Consider the following 23,830-nt stretch of genomic DNA (forward strand, 5'->3'; position numbering starts at 1 on the left):
ATGAAGATGAAAAAAGTTGTACTGGTCGCAGCATGCGGCATAGCTCTGACACTTTCGGGCTGTACCAAATATTTGGATGTGGTACCGGATAATACGCTGAAGTTAGAGAATATATTTAATTTAAAGCAAGATGCATACGATGCATTAGCCAAGGTTTATAGTTATATACCAGGTGATGATATCACCCATGGCAGTTCTTGGTTGCTGGGTGATGAGTGGCTGGCGCGTTTGGACTTGAACAACGATGATAGATATCTGCGTGGTATGCGTATTATGAGAGGCTTACAATCACAGACATCGCCTCAGATAGGCTATTGGTCAGGAACTGGCGCGGGCAAGCCACTTTATGAGGCTATGCGTCAGGCTGACGTATTTTTAGAGAATATAGGTAAAGTTAAGGACATGACCGATCAGGAAAAGAGAGAATGGTCCGCACAAGTTAAATTCTTAAAGGCCTATTATGCGTTTTTGTTGGTTCGTCATTACGGCCCTATTGTTATTATGAAGAAAACAGCAGGTCCTGAGTCCACTAAAGAAGAGCTTTTTATTCCTAGGTCTACGGTCGAAGAGAGTTTTAGTTTTATACTAGGTCTCATTGATGAATCGATCCCAGATTTGAAAGAACGTGTTCTTGATAGTGATTTGGGGCAGATTGATAAAGTTGCTGCAATGGCAATGAAAGCTCGAATTATGGTTTATCAGGCTAGTCCGTTTTTTAATGGTAACATGGAGTTTTTCGGAGATTTTGTCAACGCTGATGGGCAACCTTTTTTCCCTTTGTCCTATGATAAAGAAAAGTGGAAAACTGCACTGGATGCTATCAATGAAGCGATCGCAATTTCAGAGCGTAATGGATTGGGGATGTATACTTATCAAAAGGAACCGTTTATTTTTGATCGACAGGCTTTTGAGAAAAATCCAGACAAGATGAAAACTTTATATGATCTTCGCATGGTAATTACCGACCCTTGGAATAAAGAACTTGTTTGGGGGATGTCTGGAATCAGCTATCGTTCAGCAGGATTAGGGTCTGCTGCTGCTATTAGGCTACCGACAGGGTATGGAGACGGTCTAGCCAATAGTGCTTCTTTTTCATTCCAATGGCTAGGTGCATCTTATCAAATGGCAGAGCGCTACTATACAGAAAATGGACTGCCGATAGATGAAGATTTAACTTATGATATGAATGGTAAGCATGAAGTTGTACGTTTGCCAGGTATAGAGGATAGTGATTATCAACCGCTCCAAGGATATATGCAGCCTGGAGGAGAGACCATTAATCTTTATTTGCGAAGAGAACCTCGGTTTTACGCCAATCTAGGTGTTACGGGTGGTTTTTGGCGAGGTCATGGGGTGCGCATCAACACACAGTTTTATTATAATACGGATGGAGGCAGGAGTGCAACGTACTCTCCAAGTGATTATTTTGCATCAGGAATCGGGGTTCAGAAGTTGACACATCCTGAGTCTCAATCTGGCTATTGGCAACGTGTTATCAAGTATCCGTTACCTTTAATTCGTATGTCTGATTTGTATTTAATGCGAGCAGAAGCAATGAATGAATACTATGGGCCTAGTGAAGATGTGTACACTGATATTAACAAGATCCGTAAGAGGGCAGGAATTCCGGATGTGCAGGAGTCTTGGGGGAACAGCGGTCTTGCTCGTAATCCTAATAAGCATCTAAGCCAAGAAGGATTACGTGATATTATCCTACAGGAGCGTTCTATCGAATTTGCATTTGAGGGATTGCGTTTTTGGGATATGTGGCGTTATAAACGTGCGGGACAAGCCTTTTCTTCGCCTATGTGGGGATGGGATACGGATGGTAAGGATGCCAAAACTTTCTTCGTTTTAGATGTGAAACAGCAGCGTAGATTTACCATTACGGACTACCTATGGCCAATAGACTTGAACGAAATGAATACTAATAGTAAATTAATTCAGAACCCTGGCTGGGTTAATTAAGGGATTGTATAGATTATTTAGTGTATTACTTTTAGATATGAACAATAATGAGTCATAGACAGATAAAAAACTTTTTAAGTGCCTGTATATGTATAGCGTTGCTAGCATTCGTTTTCTCTTGTAAAGAGAAAGATCGGTACAATATCAATATAGATGATAGTACGCCTCCTGGACCGGTTGTACTCAAGTATTATAAATCTTTATATGGAGGAGCCCGTTTCTTTTACGGCTTGCCCGATGATGAAGATCTCTTGGCCGTTGAAGCCGAATATACGAACAGTAAGGGAAAGACCTTTAAGTTTAATGCATCCTATTTTGTAGATTCACTCGATGTATATGGTCTTCCAGATACAGATATGCATGCTATACGTTTGTACGCTGTTGACAGAGCAGGTAACAGGTCTACACCTTTGACCGTCAATATTGAGCCTTTGGAGCCGGCTTATCAACGTGTGGCCCGATCACTCGAAGTGAGGCCAGGATTTGGTTCTTTCTTTGTAGATTGGGGCAATGAGTTAAAACAAGATATTAATGTATATGTTGATTTCGAGTTTTCCGATAAATCAGGTCCGAGAAAAGTGACAACAATATTTAGTTCCAAAGCAGAGGCCGATCGTCGTTTCGTCTATGATTTGGATGAAGTGGAGTCAGACAAAGTTAACGTAAAGGTTCGTGTGGAAGATCGTTATGGTAATATTACCGGATCAATTGAAAAAGGGGAAGTTACTTTATTAAAAGACCAACTGATACCAAAAAAGATATGGAAATTACCCAACCCGAATGACTCTATTGGAGGCGTTCCAATGGTCTTTGGTAATGACAATGAGGGACGTACACGTTATGTAATAGACGATATTATTAATACCGGCGAAGATTTCAATTTTATGCATACAGGTAAGCGCGGCCGTACCGGCAATCTGGTTGATAAGAATATGCCTTGGAATCTTATGATTGATTTGGGTGATTATTATGAACTCAGTAGGGTTGTCACACATCAGCGCCGATATGGAACGGCTTCATTGGGTATTCAAGGTCAATATTATCGCGCCGAAAATGTGGGAGCTTATAATATGTACTATTGGGACGAAGATACTAAGGATTGGGTGCTTATAGCATATCATCAGATTCCTATACCACTTCTTCCTAGTGAATTAGACTTTGTGAAGGCGGGGCAGGCAGGCGATATGGCTTATATGTATCCTGATTTTCCTACTTTTACCAAGAAGACACGTTGGTTCCGTTACGAGGCCGTATCTGACTTTTTATCCAATTATACAGGTGTTGGTGCAAACTGTCTTTCTGAAATAACTCTTTATGGGCGCAAAGCTAGTAATTAAGTAGAATTCACCTTAATATCTATACGATAATGAAAAAAAATATTTTATTTAGTGTCATTACCTGTCTCGGTATATTGGCGATTTACTCATGTAAGGGTATCTATGATAATGTTGAACCTTTTGGAGGGGAGAAGGTATACCCTGCCAAGTTTGATACTATATCCGGTAAAATTGGATTTGAGCGCGTGGAGTTGGATTTGATGAAAGCCGGACGGATTACTAATGATCAAATATATTTAGGTAAAGCCAGCAAGACTATTGTCGAATACGATAAGGAGCGTATTGTCGTAGATTCCGTAGTTTCTTGGGTTAATGTTCCTAATTTAAAGCAGTCTAAATTGTATCGGTTTAAAGTTTATACAGAGGATAAGTATGGCAATAAGTCCGTTCCACAGGAGATAGCTTTGATCCCTTATACCAACAACGAACTGGCGACTATTGCTGTGCAGTCACCGCGTATATTTGCTTCTCGTTCCAATGCGCTCTTGGATTGGGCCGAAAATATATCCTCTATATTATTGACGTATTGTGATTTGGAGTATGTTTATGAAGACCAGTCTGGAGTAGTGACTGAAGGTAAGCGTGATGTCAATCCTCGGATCTTTGCTAGCAATTTGAAAACGGGAGACGAAGTGAATGTTGATGTAGATTATCGTGTGGTACCTAAGGTCAATGGTGTTGAGATACTAGATACGATTGTGTTAAGTCAGAAAATAAGCTTTTTTATGCCTTCGCCCACAGCTCCTTTCTTGCCTGCAGAAGCTGATGTCTTGAGGAAAAATGGAGTGACTACTTTCAATGTAGTAGGTGTCGCCAATATCAAGAAATTAACTTTTCCGATACATACTAAAAGCTTGCAAGATCTCTTCTATTTTACTGATCTCGATGAGATTGACCTCACGGGAGGTACTTTGTTTGAGATGACCAAAACATCCTACAATCGTAATGCTGTTGTTGCTACAGTAGGTGGAGGTCCATTTTTGCCCTTTGTACGTCGTTCGGGAGATATGGCAGAGGTCAATGCACGCTTTTTGGTAGATTTATTAGAGAATGATCTAGTTAAGAAAGTAAAGTATATACCTTATTCTTTAGGTATAGATCATTTGTTAACTCCTTTTGTGGAATCAGGCAAGGTAGAACTCGTAAATACTCCTACAGATTCTAACCTACCATCGGCTTTCTTCATCAATGGGTTATTAGAAACAGCAGCTTGGAAGATTGATTTAGTCACCAATCCTCCTACATACCCTGCTGGAAGTGGTCTCGAAAATGTGATGAAAGTGACACTGCGTGACCGTTCTGCATCCTTGATTTTCAAGATTCCTTTAGATTATCAATTCAACTCGGAATTATACCCTTACTTAAGATTTAAGGTTTTTGCTCCCGATAAAAGTTTCTTCCCAGGAGTATATGACAATTTTCGAGTTATCTGGCCTCGTTTTATGAATCGCATATGGGGATTCCCTACAGAGCATCCGTATGGACAGGAACTGTGGCAGCCCGGTAAAAATGATAACAAACTTAGTGATGCGCAACTCGGAAAGTGGGTCGATATGAAGATAGATATCAGTCAAATGAAGGGTAAGCATAATCGTGTTATTGTTATTAATATTGGGGGAGAACCAGCTATTACAGGGGGATATAATCCGGCAAAGGAGATCGTATATCATTTTGCCAATTTTAGACTTTCTAAAAACTAAAACGTGATGATGAGACTTATTCATAAACAAAACGTAATGTTGTTTATTTACGCTTGTGCATTATTATTTGTTGGAGCTAGTTGTAGTAAAGATTCTGGGACCATTCCCAGCGAAGACTCAAAACTTGCCGCTACAGAAGTAAGCATACAGTTGATCAACGGGAGCAATGAGCGTATTACCGGCGAGGCTACGGTCATTATCTCTAAGAGACGCCCTGATGTCAATATGCTGGTGCCACGGGCGCACTCGCTAGTGAAGGATGGAGAGCTTTCTTATAAGATATTTACCGATACGGAAGTCCGTATTACGGTTCTGAAGAAAGGCTACAATCCTGTCTACAAAGATGTCGTGCTAAAGCCAGATACGAAGACTGTCCCTATTGTCCTTACTCCCAAAACGGGACTGACTGTCTTATCTTACAATGTAAAGGACGGGTTTGAATGGAAGAAAAAGGAGAATATGGAGCGATTCACGGCGTGGGTGTCTCAATTGGACCCTGATGTGATCGTTTTTCAAGAGTTGGTAAGTTTTAAGCATGCAGACCTTACTGCACTAGCCAAGACCTACGGCCACGATTTCAGTGTGTTGCTTAAAGAAGATGGCTATCCTACTGGGATTACTTCTAAGCAAGAGATTAAAAATATCGAGCGTGTATTGATTACCAGTAAAAAAACTACTTATCGTGTACACGGCTATATCAATGCCGAGACATCTGGACTCAATATTTTTGCGGTACACTTCTCTTCGCAGAGCAATGATTTGGTTGTAGAAGAAGCCGAGCATGTCATAGCACAGGCTAGATTGAAGAGCGTGAATGGACCGGTTCTTATTTCGGGTGATTTTAATTCTATTTCACCTACTGATGAACGGTTATTAGGCTCTAAATTCTGGACTGCAAGTATGCAGAAATATCGTCCATCGCGAGTACCTTTCGATTACCGGGCTATGCGCCTTTTTGAAGATAGCGGTTTTAAGGATGCGGTTACTTTGAATGATAATACCTTTTACAAAGCCAGTTTCCCTACCCGGACAGATTACCTTGGTGCAGATTTTTTAGGTTTTAGGTTAGATTACAGCTATCTATCGGAATCGCTGTCACAACAGTGTGATTATGCAGAGATCCTCCAGGATCCGTATACCGACATTGCTTCGGATCATTATCCTTTCTTGATGCATTTCGATGTGAAATAGGAAAGTGTATACGCATTTAATAAGTACGCCTGATTTTTCAGGCGTACCTTTTTTGGACCATTCGTGTTAAAGTCGTAACTATGAAGAGAATATTATGGGTTTTTATCGTCTTTCTTATTTTCTTAGGATGTAAGAGTCAACAGATTCACTTTAATAAAGAGCATAACGGTGCTACGTTTAAAGTCGCCACTTATAATATTCGGTATGATGCTGCTGCAGATCAAACGACAGGCAATCCTTGGGTTATACGTAAGGAACCCTTGGCTCGACTAATTACCTCACATGGCTTTGATATCTTAGGTACTCAAGAGGGCAGTCCGACACAGATGGATGAACTGCTGATGTTATTGCCTGGTTTTGAGCAGGTCAACGTAGGCTATGGAGGTAAAGATGGTAATCTACATACCTGTGCGGTACTTTATAAAACTGCTCTTTTTGAACTATTAGATTCGGGAGTTTTTTGGCTCAGCGAGACACCGGATATCCCGAGTATTGGCTGGGATGCGACGGATCGCCGTATCTGTCAATGGGCAAAGATGAAGGATAAAAAGAGTGGACAGGTTTTTTACTTCTTTAATGCTCATCTTTATTGGCGTAATGAAATAGCCCGACGCGAATCAGGTCCTTTGATAGTGCGTAAGATTCAAGAGATAGCAGATATACATCCCGTACTAATTGTAGGGGATTTCAACTCGGAACCCAATAGTAGCCAAGTTGATGCGATGAAAGCTGTATTTGCGGATAGTTACGATATATCCGACAATGGCAGGAAAGGTAAGGTGGGAACTGCTTTCCCTGGTGGTATTTTTCAAGGGGAACCAGGAGGGCGCATAGATTATATCTTTGTAGACAAAACTACTGCCATATCTGATTACGAAGTGTATTCGGATGTATATGGTGACAATCGTTATCCTTCAGATCATCTACCCGTATCCTGTCAGATTCGGTTTTAAATCAGCGTTTTTTCAATAGTATAGTTTGTTCTTGATATATTTGTTGAGGGTCGTTTTATCATTGATCAATAGCCATTTCTTAATAACATGTTAATCTGTTTGGGATGCCTTTAGAAAAAAGCAAAAAAGTAAAACTTTTCTTTAAATTTATTACGGGGAGTTTGTTGATGAGTATAATAGCGACATTAAGTTCCTCTTCCTTTCCTTATTTATCATCTTGTTTGTCCGATGACATGTCTAGGGACACTTTGCGGTTGCCAATTCACCAGGCACGGGGGGGCGATGTAGGAGATCTTTTTAACGAGGTAATGTATGTCCCTCTAGAACAGACTTCTAACAGTATTGTACAAGAAGTAAAGGATCTATGGGTTACGGAAGAGTATATAATCATATTTGATCTGAGGGGAAAAGGCATTCTTTTTTTCGACCGCTTGGGCAAGTTCAAGCATAAGATCGATAAAGTGCCACATTGTAAAAGTTGTAACAACGGTGATTTTCTTTTTGTAAATGTATTTGTCAATAAGTCCGAGCGGTTGATTTATGCTTCATATGGTACGTCTAAAGACAATGCTGCTATGGGGATATTTCGATTTGACGGTAGTTTTGTCAAAGAGAAGAAGGAATGGATTACAGTAGATGGAATGGGCTTTTTAGGAAACAGTATTTTCTTGAATCATTCTCCTTTTGTAGATACTGATAAGTCACAATTGGAAATGTTGCGGAATGGTGTCTATACGCCGATAATTGAAAGGCAGCAGTTGGTTAAAGAAGATTATTCCTCGGTGCAGAATATGTTCAGTAAAGCCAGTGAGAAAGAAGAATTGCTATATGTCCAACTTTATAATAATACCTTATATACAATCACAGAAAAAAAAGGGCTGTCCAAGGAAACACTCCTTGTATTCCCCTATCAAAATTCACTTCCTAAGGATTTTTTTTCCGAATTCCGAGGGCGTCTTCCGGACGTGGTATCCAAGAAGTATCCGGATGCAATCTTTGGTTTAAATCATGTTTTTTCTCATAATAACCGTTTTTTTGCCACACTAATGATTACCAATGCATCTAATAATATTAGTGACATTATGTATGATCCCAAGACAGGAATATTATACGATTTAAAGAAAATAAGACCTACTGTAACCAATCAATTTTTGCCTATGAGTTCTGCTTATAGTGATAGTTTCTTTCTCGACTGTGATAGGCAATATCTTTACAGTTACATTACCCCAAGTGACGTGGCAATTCTTTTTAACCGCCATCCCAGTCTTCAAAACGAGGGTGAGATACCTGCGTTTACTAAAGGATTGTTGGAGAACAAAACTAAATCCACAAATCCTATTTTGGTTATTTCTAGACTGAAGTAATCTGTCTTGTTTGCATATGAGATTTCTCCGTTACCTCTTTTTACTAGTCTCGTTGTTGGGTGGTCAGTATGTCTGGGGGCAGACTGGGGCTGAGATCCAAGGTAAATTGCTAGATTCGGCTCGAAACCTAACCGTAGAGGCAGCTTCTGTTTCTCTTTATAAAATAGGGTTTGAAGAAGTGTATCGCTTGGTTTTATCTTCTGACGATGGATACTTTACACTCCAGAAACTAGAAATCAATCAGCGGTATAGGATCCGTATACAGCACCAACGCTATGAAACGTTGGAAATAGAAGTCTTAAGTAATAATTTAAAAACGGCTATCGGCAATCTTTATCTACAAGAGCGTGTGCATGAGATCGAAGAGGTCGACATACTTGCCCCTGTGAGGCTGAATGGAGATACGATCGAGTTTAACGCTGATGCGTTTAAATTGGATTCAAACGCTGTAGCAGGAGATCTTTTGAATAAACTCCCTGGAATCACTATTTGGGGAGATGAAGAAATCACTTATAACGGTAAGAAAATCAGTCGCGTACTGGTCAATGGTAAGCCATTTTTCTCTGTAGGCTCAAAAATAGCACTTGGCAACTTACCTAAAAACAGTATAACGAAAGTTCAGATATATGACACAGAAAAGGATAATCGGGATACTAAAGATATCAACCTCGTATTAAAAAAGGACAAAGATAGGGGTGTTTTCGGAAAAGTAGGGGGGGGTAGAGCTTTGCAAAAATACTATGAGGGAGAGCTCTCCCTAAATGCTTTTAATAAAGCCAGCCAGCTGTCTGTTGGTGCGGTGACCAATAATGTTAATAAGCCCTTGAAAGATCTTGATATGTTGATGGGAAATACTAGTTTTGGCGGCATCACTGTAAAAACTGACTATTTTCCAGATATGCGTCGATTGGGGGATAACGAAGAAGTAGCATTAGGAGCGAGATATCAACATGATTTTGCACCACATAGCGGAGTCCGTAAAAAGAATCACATCCTACAGAATGTATTTTACAAACATGCTGCTAATCAATTTGAAAGTCAGATTTATACGAGCTGGTTGACCCCCGGATATTTAGACAATCATCGGGAGTCAAACTTAACCTCTGATAACTTAGACAAATCACTTTCTTCAATTCTTCAGTATGAATATGACAACGATTATGATACCAAGTTAAGTGTAAAGCTAAATACACATAGTCAGAAAAAAGAACAAGAAGAGAATCTTCATGCTTGGAGTGATATTAATAGTGTCCGGTACGAAGAAAATCAGCTTAGCCATCGCCGATTAAAAAAAGAAGGACTCAGCTTGGTCACTTCCTACGCTTATCGATTGCCCAGCCAATATGGGCGTTTCAGATGGTTTAACGATCTTGTAATAGACCATAAATTGAATACAGAACGGGAAGAAGAAAACAGCATTATAAGTAAGGATTTTTACCGAGATGGGGCCATTGCGTCAGAACGGAAATTTGCACGTAAAAATATTCAAGATGGCAGTCATTTTGATCAAGACATAGCTGTACAAATAAGAGAAATTTTTCCTGTATTTTTTGGTTCTCGAACCAAAACGAGTATATCGCAGGGATTCTCAATCTATTCAGCAGATACAGATAGAAGTACGTTAGATTCTCTACAAGTGAATGAAAGGTTGAGCTTTAACGAAGATTATAAACGGTATAGCTATAGGGGAGCATTTTCTTTTAGGCGAGAATTTGTATTTAAAGAGATATATCGCGCGTTCAAACAGAGTTTGTATTTATCAGGAAATGCTGCTATTGCGGTTATTAAAGAACATAGTAGTTCTGGATACATAGACAGAACATTCAAACGAAATCTCATGACTTTTCAGCCTTCCCTTGGACTTTCTTATCAAGATATGGTCGACCAAGAGCATTTATGGCATGTTGATTTAGACTGGAGTAGTAAGACCCAGGTTCCGACAATGGATCAGTTACGTCCTGTGGTAGATGATATTAATCTACTCAATCTGTATGTGGGAAATCCACACTTAGAGAATAGTGTTACTAATAGTCTATCTATTAAATTCGCTAATAATATTTTTGGCACAGTACCTAAAAATCTGGAGCTATTCGTTAGTGCCGATATGACTGATAGAGCTCTTATAGAACGTGTTGTTTTTACGGACGACGGCCGCAGGGAAGTTAGTCTGAGAAACAACCCCAAATCTCAGATAGCTTATGTGTCATCACTCAGTTATAGTAGGCCTTTTCGGTTTTCGGAAAATAAAAATATGACTGCCAAGCTTAGTTTACAAGGACGACTGCTGTATACTAACCAGGAGCTCGCGGAGGAGCTTTATCGTACACAGACACAGACTTATTCAGGTGGTTTAGATTTGGGTTTTCAGCTTACTCCAGATGTGCGGCTGGGTTTAAAGCAAAAAGCAGATTTTTATATTCAACAGGTTTCGATAAAATCTCTGCAAAGTTTTGATAATAAGTTTTATGATACCAATTTAAGTCTAGCGTTCAAAATTTTTAAACGGACTACTTTCAATGCCAATGCTTCCTATCTAAATATAGTTAACGGGTATGAAGCAAGAGGAAGCATGATTTTTAATTCGTCGTTGAGTCTAAGGTTGCTAAAGGGAAATAATCTAGAAATGAAATTTTCTGCCAATGATATTTTTAATAAGAATTCTGGTGTGTTCAGTAGAGCAAATACGAATTTTATAACTTATGGTAGTGAGAAGATTATTAAACAATATTTCTTATTTAGCCTAGCCTATTATCCTAGGATTTTTTAGGAGATAATAAGGGCCTATTTATGTTTTAAATAAAACACTACTCTTAACTGGATTTTTGTGTTTATCGGTTGATTGAATATACGCATTGGTTCAAGTTTTCTTGCTTTTATTTCCCGCGGGATGATTTGATTTATTATATGTTCGTTATAATAACGGCTATTTGCCTGTTGCGGAGGTTTATTTTTCAATAGGTCTATCGTACCATCTTTGTGTAAGATAGCTTCATAGTAATAATCATAAGGGTGAATAATTTTTTGTTCTGAAAGAGGCAATCCGTCTATGTCTATTCTAAAGCCACGGGTTTTATGTTTACTGCTGTCTAAAATATTCTTAAAATTCTGATCAGACTCATCTATGATGAGTGAAGATGTGTTTTTTTTCAATAACGACGAAAAATCATTCAAGCTGATGCTAAAATAGTTTTCTTTCTGCTTTCCAATTTGTACAGAAACATTTCCCAACTGTGGATTATATTCGAGCAAGAAGGATTCCTGATGAAAAGCATTTTGATATTTGGCGGTACCATGAAATACCCCATCTTTATAATACCCAACATAATCTTTAAATATAGCGGTACTATCGGTTTCACGAAAATCAATCAAATAGATGTTGGATATAGGGTGTGCTATATTTATAGCAAGTAATTTTTTATTTAGGCTATCACAGAAGAATTTCTCACCTAAGAAGAGCTGTTCCTCTGTCGTCCGCTCTTCATCGATACTATCCAATAGTTGAGGTACAGGTATCCGGTTTCTATTGTAAGCTATAATAGTTTCCGCTTTCTTTTCCAGATTTTCTTTTGAAGGAAGCTGTTGCTTTACCTTTTGCGGGTCAGAGCAGTTGCTGCAAATAAGTCCAACCATTAAAATCGATACTTTATAACATATATGTTTCATAGATATATAACTTGTTTCTTATCTCTCATTATCCTGTTCTGATTGTCTCCGACGAGCTCCTTGCGTCGGTTTATCGGAATGGAATACTCATGGGTGTTTGTGCTTCGCTAAACATGAGTATTTCATATTTCTCTCCTACTTAGATAAGATGCTATAGTGATATATTTTCCACAAAAGGAAAAGTCTTTAAAATAATTTGTATTTGGCTAATATATCGGTCAGTTCATGTGTCGAGATATCTTTTTCGACAATGTTACCTTCGGGGTCTATCAATATACAGGTCGGGTATTTGACGATGCCATATATTTCAGTGAGGTTATTCTTTTGGTCTGACAAAATGTTTTTCCAAGGTATCTTATGCTCTAATATAGCTTGATATGCGTTCTTGTATTTGTCCCTTCCTGCCACACCGATTATTTCAATTTTTGATCGATCTAAATTGCGGTATATTTCGGCTAGCTTAGGTAACTGAGCGAGGCATGGCCCACACCACGAGCCCCAAAAATCCAATAGTATATATTTGCCTTTTAAAGACTCGGTATCTATTGTTTCTCTGCTCTGTATGTCCTCGTGTTGAAAATCGCTTAGATTAGAATCTCTACTGTCCGGATCGACCTCTACTATGGTAAGCTGGTTGGACCGGGGATCGACTCCCAAGTTTTTATATTTGCGGTTGTCCAACACAAATTTGCGGGACTTTGCTATGATATTTTTTGTGTCTGCATCTATGAGTAGATCGGATACCCAATAATCAGGAAATCTAAACTGGTGGCCAGCATATAGGATATGTGTCGTGTCGCCGGATTTGTAGAGAGCTTCATTGTAACTGGGAATGCTGTATGCGTAACCAAATCGACTTTTGAAAATCAGAAGGGGAATAGAAAGTCGGACCGTTTTATTTCCATTGTTGAGATCAAAATGGGTCATGGATAGTCGTTCTTTGAGGCCTGTTATAGGTTGTTGTATATCTAGTTCTTCAAGTTTCGTTATGGTTTCATCTGAAAAGTCTCCGTTTTGATTTTTATCCAACAGGTATACCTCCTGACCATCCGCTGATGTTCCAAATACAATTCTTACAAAACAGGCAATCGGTTCCTGAGAAAGATCATCATCATGGATTTTGAAATTACGTTCAGTTTTAAATTGTTGATATATTTTAGGATCAAGATATGTAAAAGAGCTTTGATACAAAAACTGGAGCATGTCAAACATAATTAATCCCTTTTTAACATTCGACCAATCGGACGGGATATTAGTATACACTAGGTGTGCAAAGCTATCGTATGCAGGGTGTGTTTTATCTGGGGCAAAGATAATAGAGCCATTGTCCGGAGGGAACGGGCCGAATCCTATTTTTTGTTGGAGAGGTAACATGATATGCTGCGCATAAATATATGGACTCACTAACAATGCTATTAGTACTATTAATGTCCTGGTTATTTTTAGGTTCATATAAAGTTTGATATATTGTACAACCGAATTTAATATAAAGAAATTAAATGTGTGCTATAGACACATTATGATAGTGTTATATGTTGTAATGCTTTTAACGCTACGATGTTATGGAGTATATCGGAAAGTTAGATTTGGGTCAAAGCTTCCTTTACACGTTCTCGATTGGGTTTAGAGACAGGTATCTTTACTTCGTTTTCCAATAGTATAGTACCACCATCCTCTTTGAGCCAGCTCTTGACATAGTTTGGATTGATCAAATGACTCTGATGCGTTCGTATAAAACCATGTGGGGTCAGTATTTCACTGTATTCTTTCAATGGCTTTGAAGCAATTATTTTGGGCTCACGGCGAAAATGAAAAACGGTATAAGTGTCATCTGCTTCACATCGTACGATATCCTGTATCGCCAGATATCGGGTTTCATTTTGAAAAGATAAGGCTATTTTCTGTGGGAGCCTTTTCGATGTCCATTGCTGGAGCAGAAAATCTACCTGCGATCGTTGTGTCAATGTGTTTATTTTTTCATCAGCCTTTGCAACGGCCAGTTTTAATTCGTCGATATCGATTGGTTTCAAAAGATAATCCAGTGCCGCGTGTTTTATGGCCTGTATCCCGTATTGGTGGTATGCGGTCACAAAAATCACTTGAAAGTCAATCGTATCTATACGCCGCAACAGATCAAATCCGGTGCTGCTGCCCATTTCGATATCCAGAAAAAGAAGATTAGGCCGGTGAATTTCTATTAATTCTGTAGCCTCCAAGATCGTATCTGCAGTAGCTAATATCGTCACTTGGGGACAATATTTGGCTAGCATGGCTTTTAGATTGTTTATATTAGCCGTTTCATCGTCTATTAGTAGGGCACGGATCATGATAACCAGTTTTTAAAAGTTAAATATACAGATGTTCCTTTACTATTTGAAATGGTAGTAAGGGAAATAGGTGCCTGTGAATGCAGTTCATTCCATAGCTCGATTCGTTCATTTGTTAATTTTATCCCTAATCCTGTTACGACCTGCTTTACATTATATCCGTTGCCATTGTCTACTATAGTAACCCTTAGATCATTTTTGTCCCTGTCAAAATCTATGTTGACTTGGCCTTGTTCTTTCTGCTCGGCTACACCATGTTTTATTGCATTTTCAACAAGAGGCTGTAAGAGCATGGAAGGTATTTCGATGTTGTTGCTATCTAGATTTTTAGCCTGTATCTTATATTGAAAGCCGAAGCGTAGCTGCTCCATTTGGAGATAGTCTTCTAACAGATTGATTTCATCTATCAAAGAGGTGGATGTCGAGCTATCCAGCACATGGCGTGTGAGACGGGCAAATTTGCTGAGATACCTGTTTGCATTATCCACATCGTTATCATTTATGAAGCTCTGTATACTGGATAGGGCGTTAAAAAGAAAATGTGGGTTTAGTTGAGATTGGATAGAAGAGAGCCGTGCCTCTGCTATTTTTTTCTGCAGGTTTTCATTTTTGACCTTTTGTCTGTTTTTTCTGCGTATTAGGTATATCAAGAGTGATGTTGTACCCATACAGATGATCAGTAGTAAGATAGACCACAATATCAGCTCTTGAGCCGAATAGTTCTTTACTATATCTACATAGATTGTTTTTTTAGAACTGTATTGTTCCAGTTCTTTTTCCGATATATACTTCAGATCGGGTTGGATAATGATTTCATATTCGCCAGAGGTTTTAAAGTACTGCTTGTCAACAAAAATTTCAGGTCCACTATCTGCTCCGGCATAGGGGTAGTCGTAAATCCAGGTGCGGCTTTTGAATACGGCATCACCAGTTTTCTTTTTCTTTATCAGTATACTATAGATAAAGTTGTAATCGTTTTTTCTTATTGAGGCCTTTAAGCCCCGAGAGTCCCGGCCAAGTGTTATTTCTGAGCAATCTTTTGACATTGTTGAAGAGATTCCCTTAGGTTCTCGAGTATTTACTTCCGTTCCCAAAAATGCAATTTCAGTTCTTGGCAGAGTTTTGTTATAGATTATAGCTGTCCCTTGTTGAGCGGGATTTGTTTTGTTATAAAGCGTTATTGAGATGACTTTCTTCTGTATGTCTATGACTGGTAATTTTGCAGAATAACCAAAAATCGGATCATTGGTGAAAGTTAGGCCCTCCGCACTGCCAGATAGGAGTGCATTTTCGTGATCGTCTTTCACAACGAATTGATAATTCTTTATATCCGAAAGCAGACGACATTGAATACGTAGCTGGGCTCTATTCCCGTTTTCAAGGTAAGTAAAGGTCTTATTGCTGATGTTTGGAAATTTATTTGCATAACTTCGTACTTTCGCTAGTGTGTCTAGCGTTATACCGAGGCTTATTCTTCCGAGGTCAATATTTCCTAAATAATAATTTTTTGTACTGTCTATGGAGTATTGCTCTGTCTCATTCTTAGTCTGGCCAATAGTATGCAGACAAAAGAGTGTAGTAATTAGTAAAAGTATTATCTTTTTCATGATTTGTGATTTATTACTACAAACGTCTAGAATTATAAGGTTTTTCAAAATACCAAATTAGGATTTACCCACATTGGCTTGGTAAAAGAGCTAGTTCGCTAAGGATATCGGTTCGTGTTAATTTTACTATTTTACCTCTTGTCAGTTCATTGAGCTAATAAATCATTCAAACCCTCTTTTTTGAATAGGAGGCAATTATCTGTCCGAGTATAGCCTGTCTATCTTTAATCTCAACTACTGATGAGAGCGGCTGTTGTAAAAGCTGTTCTAGTTTCGACCCGCTATCTGGATTGAGCGTGTAGTCAGATAAAGGAAGTATATCTTTTGATAAAAATAAGTCTTGTGTATTGTTTATGGTCATTTTTGCACAATCCAATAGGAAATATCTCGGCTACAAGTTAAGTTTTTTTTATAAGTATTTAACCTGACCCGTATTAATATCTTTACCTATGAGATTATTGATTTTGTAAGAAGCTATTTTTTTCTTGGTCTCGGCGTATGACTCGAGTCTGTCAGCTGGTTGAGATACTAAAATGCTAATTATTTATTCATACTTACCTAACATTAACTTTTTATTATTGCTGTAGCTTAGCACACGCTATCTAGCAAAAGAATATGGAAATGTATCCGAAATTTATTAATTTTAATTGCAGTAACTAAAAGTGATTTTTTAAATCAATAAAATCGATTACTAGCAGTAAGCCTAGATAGAAAACCAATATGATGAGCAGTGCTACAGGTAGGGTGGATGCTGGGATCCGAGATTTTCAAATGATATTTGATACATATCATGATAGATTGGTATTCTTTAGTCTACAGATGCTAGCTGATGTAGAGAAAGCGCAGGATGTTGTACAAGAAGCCTTTGTGCGCTATTGGACGAGCAAGGATACTATTTCTAAAGATTTACCGGCGATTAAAAATTACCTATACAGTACCGTAAGAAATTTGAGCTTGAACCAGATTCGGCATGAAAGGGTCGTGGCAAATTTTGCAGACATGCAAACTGGAGGTGAACCTTTAGCACGTTGTACCATGGAGGCGATAATTACAGCAGAAATGTTGTCTGAGATTCATACCGCGATTAATGCATTGCCCGAGAAATACAGAACATTATCTTGGTTGGCATTTGTTGAAGGTAAAAATAATATAGAAATAGCCGAAGAATTAGGGCTTTCGATAAATACGCTTAAGAAGCAAAAGCAAAAAGCCACATCGTTGTTGAAGCTAAAGCTTCGGCCGGATATCCTCGCATTAGTCCTCTCGCTGTATAACCTGTAGACAGTAATACCATTCCATCTTTTTTATTTTTTAATTTCTTTATCCTCTTCTTTTGTATAAGTGTCTTTACTGTATAAGACGCTATGGATAGATTTGAAGAATATTATGAAATAGGCGAGTTGTGCGCTAAGTATTTGAAAGCAGAGTTAACTGATACGGAAGAACAGATCCTGATGACCTGGGTAAACGCATCGGATGAAAATAAACTGTTTTTTGATGAATTGACAAATGCCGAACAGGTCTCTAGGAAGCTGCAGGACTTTGGTAGAACAGATCGGACCAAAAACTGGGAAATCGTTCAGGAAAGAATTGCTCCTGGTACCCAAAAACCTAAAATAGATAAATGGAAAAAAAGCTATAAGTACGCGGCAATCATATTGTCCTTGCTTCTCCCATTAGCTCTTTTCACCTATAAATACTTAAGTCAGCAGAAAGCGGCTATAGAAGCTGTAGACCTAATTCCACCGGGTCAGGACAAGGCAACTCTCGAGCTATCCGACGGTAGAATTATAGATCTCGAAGGAGCGCTAAAAGATGATTTTGACGATATCGATGGGATTTCGTTGCATAGAGACAGTATCGGACGGCTGGTTTATACGTTGAAAGAAGGAGGGTTATCTGATAAAAAATCAACGAAGCATACATTCCATACTATCCGCACTCCCGTGGGAGCGAACTATCAATTGTTATTAACGGATGGGACAGCCGTCTGGTTGAATGCTCATTCTACATTACGCTTCCCTGCTCAATTTGTAGGAGGGACCCGCGATGTGGAGCTTTCGGGGGAAGCTTATTTTGATGTCGCAAGTAATAAGGAAAAACCTTTTGTGGTGAAAGCTGGCGATACCAAGGTACAGGTATTGGGGACTGAATTTAATATAGCTGCCGATGCGGACAAGGCTAAGGTGTATACCACTTTGCTGGAGGGGTCTGTCAGCGTAATCCAAGGTCATACCAAGCGGATATTGGTGCCCGGTCAACAAGCTGTTTCTGAAAACGGGAAGCTTTTAGTAGCCCAGGTTGATACTGACCCTATAGTAGCATGGAAAGACGGATACTTCATCTTCAGGAAAACACCGATCCATGAGCTAATGACCATGATATCGAAATGGTATGATGTTGAGGTCGATTACAGCGGAGATATGAATGGTGTTGAGTTTGGAGGTAAGTTTTCTAAGTCAACAAGTCTGCAAGAATTACTGAAAAGCCTAGAGCTCACAGGGTCTGTACGGTTCACGATTCAAGGAAGGAGGGTTACTGCCATGAAATAAGCTTAGGTTATGAAAGAAATCGAGAGAGGTGACGACTCTCCCGATTAAAGGCTGGGTCCTGATTCAACTAACAATCGAATTTATTAAATATTGAATACGATATACCCCATATCAAATGTATAAAAAAAACATTTTAATATGTAAGAAGAACGCTTACATATCAAATAGAATCATACTGATTATGAAATTAGTTGGGATTTTGATGATTACTGTGTTTTTGCAGTTTTCTAGTGCAGAGAGTTTTGCGCAGCGCATTACGATCGTAAAAAAACAGACTACATTGCTCGATGTGTTGACAACACTCGAGAAACAGTCGGCGTACAATTTTGCTTATAATGCCCATCTATTGGAGGGTACAGCTTCTGTAACGTTAAATTTAAAAAATGCAACAGTTGCTGAGATTTTGGATAAAATCTTTGAAAATCAACAGTTGACTTATGTATTAAATGGAAATACAATCGTTATTCAACGCAAGGCGACAGTAGCGAAAGTCCAAGAAATGATTATTACTGGGCAAGTGCGCGACAGTAAAGGCAATTCGTTAGCAGGGGTGACCATTCGTAACAAATCCAATAACCAAACTGTTATCAGTGCTGCAGATGGTAGTTTTCGTATCATTGTAAAAGATGCGCAGGATGTGTTGATGATGAGTTTGCTTGGGTTTAAGCAAAAGGAACTCGTAGTAGGTCAACAGCGACAGTTGCAGGTTACCATGCAAGAGGATGAGCAAGAGCTGAATGAAGTTGTGGTGACAGCTTTGGGGATAAAAAGGGAAGAAAAGGCTTTGGGCTATGCTATTACAAAAATTGATAGCAACCAATTGACAGACGCCGTATCCGGCAATTGGTTGGATGCTTTGTCTGGTAAAGTACCAGGGTTGAATATGGTGCGCTCCAATGGAGGTCCCACAGGATCTAATAAAGTCATCTTACGTGGAGAGAATAACTTAACCGGAGAAAATGAGGCCCTGATCGTCGTTGATGGTGTCGTATTAAATAGCGGGAGTGGCAGGCGTACAGCTTCGGGGTCCAATGCTGCTGGACCTGAAGATGGTGTACAACCTACAGATTTTGGTAGTGGTATTAATGACATCAATCCCGAAGATATTGAAAGTGTCACCGTGTTGCGTGGGCCAGGGGCTTCTGCATTATACGGTCAGCGAGGAGCAAATGGTGCTATCATTGTAACAACAAAATCAGGAAATAAGAAAAAAGATAAATTGCCTAGTATTACCTACAATAGCAATTTAGCTTTTGAACAGCCCAATCGATGGCCAGACTTGCAGTATGAATATGGACAGGGGTTAAATGGCGCCTCGACCTATGTGTACGGTACTAATAGTGGTACCAGTTTGGCCTGGGGACCACGTTTCAACGGACAGTCCTTTATCCAATATAATCCAGAGACGCAAAGTGCGGGTTTGGAACCTACTCCTTGGGTGCCTTATAAAAATCAAGTCAGAGACTTTTTTCAGACGGGACAAACATGGACCAATTCGATAAGTATTAATGGAAGAGTAAAAGAGACAACCTACCGATTCTCCGCTACGCATGCAGATAACGACTGGATCATTCCAAATACGGGGTATAGAAGAACCAATTTATCTCTTTCTGCAAATAGTAAATTGACTTCTAAGTTAAATCTTTCTGTTAAAGCTAATTATACGAATAAATTTAGTGACAATCTTCCTGGTATGGGGTATGGCAACCAGTCTGTCATGTATTGGTATGTATTCTGGGTACCCAATGGTGACATTAATTGGCTCAATGATTACTGGGTGAAAGGCAAAGAAAACGAAGAATTGAAAGATGTCTTTACCACATCCCCAGAAAACCCTTACGCTATCTCCTATGAGTTTATCAATGGGTCGAATCGTAACGGCCTGATGGGAAATGTGCAATTGAATTATGATTTTACAAAAGAATTAAGTCTACAGCTACGTGCCACGATGGACCGATCGGAAGAGTTAAGAAAACAGAAACGTCCCTGGACTGCAGCCCGATTGCCGAAAGGGTCATATCGTACACAGGATATTGACGTTCAGGAAATAACAGCAGATTTCCTGTTAAAGTATAATAAAAAAGTTAACGAGGATATTCAGATCAATACATCACTGGGAGGAAGCTTACTAAGAAATAGGTATTACAAGGACGAGAAGAGAGCAGATGGTTTGATCGAGCCTAATCTGTACAGTTTTGATAATGCGGCTTACGATCTTGTTGTTATTCCAGATACCAGTAGGTTTCATATCAATAGCGTTTACGGATTGATGTCTGCTTCGTACAAAGACTATCTTTATCTGGACTTGACGGCTCGTCAAGACTGGAGTAGTACGTTAGCTAATCCCGTAAGACGAAATAATGTTGGTTTTTTTTACCCCTCAGCGAGTTTGAGTTTCGTAGCGTCTGATTATTTCACTATGCCAAGATATTTTGATATGGTAAAGGCTAGACTGTCTTTATCCCAGACAGGAAGCAGTGGTACTATTCCGTATCGTACGGCCTACACTTATCCATTAGCTGATAATGGGATCTACCCCGGCAATGCCTTGACAAATCCCAATACCCTGCCCAATCCCGACCTTAAGCCCCTTAAGACCGTTACTTATGAAGTAGGAGCTGATGTCAAGATGTTTAAGAAAAGATTGGAGTTAGATGTTGCGTTTTATAAAGGATATACAAAAAATCAGATTTTAGATCGTATTGTAGACCGATCGTCCGGATACACCCGCCAGATTATCAATGCTGGACAGATTAATAATCAAGGTATCGAAGTGGCTATTAATGGTACACCTATCCAGAACAAAAATTTTAAATGGAAAACGTATTTAACATTCTCGCACAATAAGAACAAAATCATGTCTATGGCCAATACTGACAGTACCGTGATCTTGCGTTCTTCTGCTGTTGGTGGTGCACAGATCGTTGCCAAAGTCGGGGGCAGTTTAGGGGATATGTACGGGATCGGATTTGAAAGGTCGCCCGATGGACAGGTCGTTTATGATGCCAACTCAGGACTTGCAAAATTATCAGCTACCCCCGTGTATTTAGGAAATACTATTCCGAAGTATAAAGGAAGCATAGGTACAGAATTTAGCTATAAGGGGTTCAGGCTTAATGTCTTGTTTGATGCACAGTTGGGAGGTGTCGGACACTCTTATACGCATGGCCGCCTAGCGGATTTTGGAAAGCTTACGGCTACATTACCCGGACGTTATAGTGGTATTATCGGAGAGGGGGTCGTACGGAATGGTGATGGTTCCTATAGTCCCAATACAACGATAGCGAAGGACATTACTTCTTTTTACAATTTTACTATGGGTACCGCAAATGGTGAAGGCGCTACTTACAAAACTGATTTTATCAAATTCAGGGAGGCTCGTTTTGACTATTCCTTGCCGAAGCAATGGATTAAATCGGCAAAGCTTTCGCGGGTCACCATGGGGGTATATGGTCGAAATCTATTTATCTGGTCCAAGTGGCCTTTGTTTGATCCTGAATTTGGAACACTTAGTGGGACAGACATAGTGACCGGATTTGAGGTCGGACAGTTCCCATCCACCCGTTCTTTTGGTTTTAATTTAGTGGTAGGCTTAAATTAATGGTTATGAAAAAAATATTTATAGGATTTTTACCCTTGTTTTTCCTCTTATTGTCAAGCTGTGAGCATAATTTTGAAGAGGTAAATACGGATCCCATCAGCGTACTGGATCCGGCTCCAGAAAAATTGTTAGCACCTGCTATTGTGAATATGGCAAAGGCCAATATGCTGCGTAACCGCAATTTTAACAATGAGTTGATGCAGGTGACAGTATACCAGAGCGAAGATGAGAACGCCGTGTTTCGCTATGATTTTAGACCGACATGGGCTGATTATACCTGGAATGCATGGTATTCTGAGCTGACCAATTTTAGAGATATTTATCAAATTGCTTCAACGGAAAAATATGAGAATACCGCTTATAAAGGAGTCGCTTTAATAAATGAAGTATGGGCTTTTTCATTGTTGACAGATACCTATGGTGATGTACCTTACACCGAGGCCAACAGAGGAAAGGAAGGCATAATGGAACCGAAATTTGATAGACAGAAGGATATCTACTTGAGTTTGTTTGAGAAGCTGGAAGAAGCCAATTCTTTATTAGCACAAAATAAAGACGAAATAGTACCACTTAGTGATCCTATATATGCAGGTAATGTGGATCATTGGAGAAGGTTTGGCAATAGCTTGTACCTTAGGTTATTGTTGCGGGTTTCGTCTAAGGATGAGGTAAAAGTCCAAGTAACCACCAAAATTAAAGATATATTGCAGGATAATACGTTGAAGTATCCTATTTTTGAGAACAATGGACAGTCAGCTACCGTAAAATGGACAGGTGATGTAGTGACGACAGATCCATTTACCAATCCTTATGTGATTGGTTTGAGGGAAGCTGATTTTACGATAGCATCATTGTGTAATTTTTTTATTTTGAAACTAGATGAATGGAACGATCCACGCATTGATATCTCCAATAAATATGGTAAAGATGCACGTAATAGACTTGGGATAGCGCCTGGTTCATCTGGTTTTTTAGGGGTAGATAGCGGCTATGAGCCAGGTGGTAAAGAGTTAAAGCAGTCTTATTTTTATTCCTTTGGCGGATCAGAGTTTTCTTTGCAGAAGAGTAAGTTGGCAGGTATATTGATGACCTATGCAGAGGTGGAGCTGATCAAAACCGAGGCTATAGCAAAAGGATGGATACAAGGAGATGCTGCAGAAAGTTATTACAAGGCAATTACAAATTCTATTAATTATTGGGTTCCTCAATTTACCACAGATATCAATAATCAGGAGTTTGCCGATTATGTGGCAACTGCTGGTCTACAGTGGGATGATAATCTGCCGCTGGATGCCGGAGATGCGGCGAGCAAAATGGCAAACATACAGTTGCAAAAATATTATGTGCTTTTCCTGACAGATTTTCAGCAGTGGTTTGAACAGAGACGCACAGGTCACCCTGTTCTTCCCAAAGGAGCGGGTCTGAGAAATGGTGGGAAGATGCCTGTACGACTCAATTACCCCGTATATATTCAATCTGCGAATGCTCAAAACTACAGGGATGCTGTAAAAAATATGGGTGCAGATGATATTAATACATTAGTTTGGTGGCAAAAGCCTTAATACTT

General features: G+C 39.3%; 15 protein-coding genes. 11 read left to right on the top strand and 4 right to left on the bottom strand.

The window, feature by feature from the left end:
- Positions 1 to 6 precede the first annotated feature (6 nt).
- The 7 genes from JKG61_RS04645 to JKG61_RS04675 all read left to right on the top strand — a co-directional run bounded on the left by JKG61_RS04645 (position 7) and on the right by JKG61_RS04675 (position 11,280).
- Positions 7 to 1,968: a RagB/SusD family nutrient uptake outer membrane protein gene (locus tag JKG61_RS04645; protein ID WP_202101809.1), complete on the top strand. Its 1,962-nt coding sequence runs from the start codon at positions 7 to 9 to the stop codon at positions 1,966 to 1,968.
- A gap of 47 nt (positions 1,969 to 2,015) precedes the next feature.
- The gene (locus tag JKG61_RS04650; RefSeq protein ID WP_202101810.1) at positions 2,016 to 3,305 is read left to right on the top strand and encodes a DUF4959 domain-containing protein; all 1,290 of its coding nucleotides are present in this window, start codon (positions 2,016 to 2,018) and stop codon (positions 3,303 to 3,305) included.
- 29 nt (positions 3,306 to 3,334) lie between these two features.
- Complete coding sequence (locus JKG61_RS04655; protein ID WP_202101811.1) at positions 3,335 to 5,005, top strand: DUF4998 domain-containing protein; 1,671 nt, start codon at positions 3,335 to 3,337, stop codon at positions 5,003 to 5,005.
- A gap of 6 nt (positions 5,006 to 5,011) precedes the next feature.
- Entirely contained in the window at positions 5,012 to 6,196 is a 1,185-nt protein-coding gene (locus JKG61_RS04660) for an endonuclease/exonuclease/phosphatase family protein (protein WP_202101812.1), read from the top strand.
- Positions 6,197 to 6,276: 80 nt separating this feature from the next.
- Positions 6,277 to 7,149, top strand: a complete 873-nt coding sequence (locus JKG61_RS04665; RefSeq protein ID WP_202101813.1) for an endonuclease/exonuclease/phosphatase family protein — start codon at positions 6,277 to 6,279, stop codon at positions 7,147 to 7,149.
- A 104-nt stretch (positions 7,150 to 7,253) separates the two neighbouring features.
- Positions 7,254 to 8,513 (top strand): 6-bladed beta-propeller, encoded by a 1,260-nt coding sequence (locus JKG61_RS04670; RefSeq protein ID WP_202101814.1) that lies wholly within the window; start codon positions 7,254 to 7,256, stop codon positions 8,511 to 8,513.
- Positions 8,514 to 8,529: 16 nt separating this feature from the next.
- Complete coding sequence (locus tag JKG61_RS04675) at positions 8,530 to 11,280, top strand: outer membrane beta-barrel protein (protein ID WP_202101815.1); 2,751 nt, start codon at positions 8,530 to 8,532, stop codon at positions 11,278 to 11,280.
- Between the two features lie 14 nt (positions 11,281 to 11,294).
- On the opposite strand, the gene JKG61_RS04680 is transcribed toward JKG61_RS04675, so the two are convergent.
- The 4 genes from JKG61_RS04680 to JKG61_RS04695 form a co-directional block, all read right to left on the bottom strand.
- Positions 11,295 to 12,143, bottom strand: coding sequence for a hypothetical protein (locus tag JKG61_RS04680; protein WP_202101816.1), 849 nt, complete (start codon positions 12,141 to 12,143; stop codon positions 11,295 to 11,297).
- A 219-nt stretch (positions 12,144 to 12,362) separates the two neighbouring features.
- Positions 12,363 to 13,628: a TlpA family protein disulfide reductase gene (locus tag JKG61_RS04685; protein ID WP_202101817.1), complete on the bottom strand. Its 1,266-nt coding sequence runs from the start codon at positions 13,626 to 13,628 to the stop codon at positions 12,363 to 12,365.
- 128 nt (positions 13,629 to 13,756) lie between these two features.
- Positions 13,757 to 14,503 (bottom strand): LytR/AlgR family response regulator transcription factor, encoded by a 747-nt coding sequence (locus JKG61_RS04690; RefSeq protein WP_237249371.1) that lies wholly within the window; start codon positions 14,501 to 14,503, stop codon positions 13,757 to 13,759.
- The gene (locus tag JKG61_RS04695; RefSeq protein ID WP_202101818.1) at positions 14,500 to 16,110 is read right to left on the bottom strand and encodes a sensor histidine kinase; all 1,611 of its coding nucleotides are present in this window, start codon (positions 16,108 to 16,110) and stop codon (positions 14,500 to 14,502) included. Before JKG61_RS04695 ends, JKG61_RS04690 begins: the two co-directional genes overlap by 4 nt.
- Before the next feature lie 720 nt (positions 16,111 to 16,830).
- Here JKG61_RS04695 and JKG61_RS04700 point away from each other — a divergent pair.
- From JKG61_RS04700 to JKG61_RS04715, 4 genes are all read left to right on the top strand, one after another.
- A complete protein-coding gene (locus tag JKG61_RS04700; protein ID WP_202101819.1) occupies positions 16,831 to 17,391 on the top strand; it encodes a sigma-70 family RNA polymerase sigma factor in 561 nt (186 codons plus the stop codon).
- Between the two features lie 83 nt (positions 17,392 to 17,474).
- Positions 17,475 to 18,662 (top strand): FecR family protein, encoded by a 1,188-nt coding sequence (locus JKG61_RS04705; protein WP_202101820.1) that lies wholly within the window; start codon positions 17,475 to 17,477, stop codon positions 18,660 to 18,662.
- Positions 18,663 to 18,843: 181 nt separating this feature from the next.
- Positions 18,844 to 22,263 (top strand): SusC/RagA family TonB-linked outer membrane protein, encoded by a 3,420-nt coding sequence (locus tag JKG61_RS04710; protein ID WP_237249372.1) that lies wholly within the window; start codon positions 18,844 to 18,846, stop codon positions 22,261 to 22,263.
- Between the two features lie 5 nt (positions 22,264 to 22,268).
- Positions 22,269 to 23,825 (top strand): SusD/RagB family nutrient-binding outer membrane lipoprotein, encoded by a 1,557-nt coding sequence (locus JKG61_RS04715; protein ID WP_237249373.1) that lies wholly within the window; start codon positions 22,269 to 22,271, stop codon positions 23,823 to 23,825.
- Positions 23,826 to 23,830: the final 5 nt, after the last annotated feature.

The organism is Sphingobacterium faecale (assembly GCF_016746095.1).
In the GTDB taxonomy this organism is placed as follows: Bacteria; Bacteroidota; Bacteroidia; order Sphingobacteriales; family Sphingobacteriaceae; genus Sphingobacterium; species Sphingobacterium faecale.

What these genes read in the sequence shown, in the direction of transcription:
- JKG61_RS04645 (WP_202101809.1), top strand. Translation starts at nt 7, where the DNA reads ATGAAAAAAGTTGTACTGGTCGCAGCATGCGGCATAGCTCTGACACTT.
- JKG61_RS04650 (WP_202101810.1), top strand. Translation starts at nt 2,016, where the DNA reads ATGAGTCATAGACAGATAAAAAACTTTTTAAGTGCCTGTATATGTATA.
- JKG61_RS04655 (WP_202101811.1), top strand. Translation starts at nt 3,335, where the DNA reads ATGAAAAAAAATATTTTATTTAGTGTCATTACCTGTCTCGGTATATTG.
- JKG61_RS04660 (WP_202101812.1), top strand. Translation starts at nt 5,012, where the DNA reads ATGATGAGACTTATTCATAAACAAAACGTAATGTTGTTTATTTACGCT.
- JKG61_RS04665 (WP_202101813.1), top strand. Translation starts at nt 6,277, where the DNA reads ATGAAGAGAATATTATGGGTTTTTATCGTCTTTCTTATTTTCTTAGGA.
- JKG61_RS04670 (WP_202101814.1), top strand. Translation starts at nt 7,254, where the DNA reads ATGCCTTTAGAAAAAAGCAAAAAAGTAAAACTTTTCTTTAAATTTATT.
- JKG61_RS04675 (WP_202101815.1), top strand. Translation starts at nt 8,530, where the DNA reads ATGAGATTTCTCCGTTACCTCTTTTTACTAGTCTCGTTGTTGGGTGGT.
- JKG61_RS04680 (WP_202101816.1), bottom strand. Translation starts at nt 12,143, where the DNA reads ATGGTTGGACTTATTTGCAGCAACTGCTCTGACCCGCAAAAGGTAAAG.
- JKG61_RS04685 (WP_202101817.1), bottom strand. Translation starts at nt 13,628, where the DNA reads ATGAACCTAAAAATAACCAGGACATTAATAGTACTAATAGCATTGTTA.
- JKG61_RS04690 (WP_237249371.1), bottom strand. Translation starts at nt 14,503, where the DNA reads ATGATCCGTGCCCTACTAATAGACGATGAAACGGCTAATATAAACAAT.
- JKG61_RS04695 (WP_202101818.1), bottom strand. Translation starts at nt 16,110, where the DNA reads ATGAAAAAGATAATACTTTTACTAATTACTACACTCTTTTGTCTGCAT.
- JKG61_RS04700 (WP_202101819.1), top strand. Translation starts at nt 16,831, where the DNA reads ATGATGAGCAGTGCTACAGGTAGGGTGGATGCTGGGATCCGAGATTTT.
- JKG61_RS04705 (WP_202101820.1), top strand. Translation starts at nt 17,475, where the DNA reads ATGGATAGATTTGAAGAATATTATGAAATAGGCGAGTTGTGCGCTAAG.
- JKG61_RS04710 (WP_237249372.1), top strand. Translation starts at nt 18,844, where the DNA reads ATGAAATTAGTTGGGATTTTGATGATTACTGTGTTTTTGCAGTTTTCT.
- JKG61_RS04715 (WP_237249373.1), top strand. Translation starts at nt 22,269, where the DNA reads ATGAAAAAAATATTTATAGGATTTTTACCCTTGTTTTTCCTCTTATTG.